Annotated in this window: 2 protein-coding genes and 1 pseudogene; all 3 read left to right on the top strand. The window is 36.0% G+C overall.

The features are described 5' to 3' along the window. Positions 1-188, top strand: a pseudogene (locus tag AC1DTM_RS23070) (ABC transporter permease); the annotation flags it as partial. Further along, a complete protein-coding gene (locus AC1DTM_RS23065; protein ID WP_477000977.1) occupies positions 189-1,148 on the top strand; it encodes an ABC transporter permease in 960 nt (319 codons plus the stop codon). 210 nt (positions 1,149-1,358) lie between these two features. After that, positions 1,359-2,410, top strand: a 1,052-nt coding sequence (yfmF, locus tag AC1DTM_RS23060) for an EF-P 5-aminopentanol modification-associated protein YfmF (protein WP_477000976.1), incomplete at its 3' end; no start/stop codon positions are given.

The following is a 2,410-nucleotide window of genomic DNA, read 5'->3' as shown; positions in this document are numbered from 1 at the left end:
ATCCATTTGGTATATTATTATCGGCTTTACTGTTCGGTGGTTTGAAAAGTGCAGCCCCACAAATGAATTTTGAAGCAGATGTACCTTCTGAGTTAATTAATGTTATTATCGCATGTATTATTTTCTTTGTTGCTTGCAGTTATGTTTTACGCTGGGCACTTACACGCATGAGCAAGGAGGGAAAATAAATGAGCTTTTTAGATGTTTTAGCCATTCTTGTGACTGGTACGTTATATACGGCAGCGCCACTTATTTTTACGGCGTTAGGTGGAGTGTTCAGTGAACGTTCTGGAGTTGTAAATATAGCATTAGAAGGTTTAATGTTATTTGGTGCATTTACTGGTATCGTTACAACGTTATTAATGGGTGATACGTGGGGAGCAATGACTCCTTGGATTGCACTATTATTTGCAGCTATTGGTAGTGGGTTATTTGCACTTCTTCACGCAGTAGCATCCATTACATTCCGCGCGGATCAAGTAGTAAGCGGGGTAGCGATTAACTTTTTGGCCCTCGGTTTAACAGTATTTGCGATTAAGAAAATCTTTRGTAAAGGACAGACTGATTTTATTCAATACCGAATTGAAAAAATCGATGTTCCAGGACTTTCGGATATTCCGGTAATCGGGAAAATCTTTTTCTCAAATGTACCGTTAACATCGTATATTGCTATTATTTTAGCTTTTGTTGTTTGGTACATTATTTATAAAACGCCGTTCGGTCTTCGTCTTCGTGCTGTTGGTGAACATCCAATGGCAGCAGATACGATGGGGATTAATGTATATAAAATGCGTTATATTGCAGTTTGTATATCTGGAATGTTTGCAGGAGTGGGTGGTGCGGTCTTCGCAATGTCGATTTCTGGTAACTTCTCAGGTGCTACAATTACTGGACAAGGTTTCTTGGCGCTAGCAGCTATGATCTTTGGTAAATGGAATCCACTTGGTGCTCTTGGAGCAGCGCTGTTCTTCGGATTTGCTCAATCACTTGGGATAACAGGTGGTACCATTCCTGTATTAAAAGAAATTCCAAGTGTATTCTTAACGATATTACCGTATGTATTTACAATATTAGCACTTGTTGGTTTTGTAGGACGATCTGAAGCTCCGAAAGCATTAGGAACGCCTTATGAAAAAGGAAAACGATGAGTATTTAGAAAGTATAAGAAAAGCTCGCACATTAGTGCGGGCTTTTTTACATAGAATATATTTAATACGGAATTTTACTATGTTCCTTACATATTAAAGTTTTTAGAAAGAATCAAATGTAAGCATAATAAGGAAGAAAAGTTGATTTTTTATTTCTAAAAACTGTATATTGAAGAGGAATATTCCTACATACGTAAAGGAGGGCTATTAATGAAACTAATGGAACAGCAACTGCATGAATTAGGTGGCTTGCGAGTACATATTATTCCGACTGATAAATTTAAAACAAATACCTTTGTATTTCGTTTTAAAGCACCTTTAAATGAGGAGACGGTGACAGAGCGTGCTCTATTGCCGTACGTATTGCAAAGTGCGACAGAAAAACTGCCTTCTGTAATTCGTCTTCGTCAATATTTAGAAGAATTATATGGATCTTCTTTAGCGGTAGATGTAAGTAAAAAAGGGGAAGACCATATCATCTCTATTTATGTAGACATTGCAAATGAAACATATTTACGCGATGCACCACCGTTATTTGAAAAGGCGCTTTCTATGTTATCTGATATTGTTTTACATCCAGCGACAGAAGGGGACGGTTTTCTATCTTCTATTGTAGAAAGTGAGAAACGAGCACTCTTGCAACGAATTGAAGCTACTTATGATGATAAAATGCGTTATGCAAACGAGCGTTTAATTGAAGAAATGTGCAAAGTAGAACCATATCGCTTAAGTGCAAATGGGAAAAAAGAGAGTGTTGCTTCTATTACAAATGAAAGTTTGTATCAATATTATCAAAAAGTGTTAGCTGAAGATGAAATGGATTTATATATCATTGGTGACATTTCAGAAGATGCTGTGGAGCTTATAAATAAGTATTTTTCGATTTCACCTCGCGCTAGGAAAGAAAGAAATGTACTTCTTCATAAACGAAATAATGAAGAAAAAGAAATTGTTGAAAAACAAGAACTAAAGCAAAGTAAATTAAATATCGGCTATCGCACATTCATTACGTATAAAGATGAAGATTATTTTGCATTACAATTGTTTAACGGATTATTTGGAGGGTTTTCTCATTCGAAGTTATTCGTAAATGTCCGTGAAAAAAATAGTTTAGCGTACTATGCAGCATCGAGATTTGAAAGTCATAAAGGTTTGCTCTTCGTTATGTCTGGGATTGAAGCGAAGAACTTTGAAAAAGCTGTTGAAATAATTAAAGAACAGATGAAAGCAATGCAAAGTGGTGATTTTTCAGAGGAAGAGAT

It is taken from the genome of Bacillus sp. P4_D3 (genome assembly GCF_056401855.1).
This window is presented reverse-complemented; position numbering and strand designations above follow the sequence as displayed.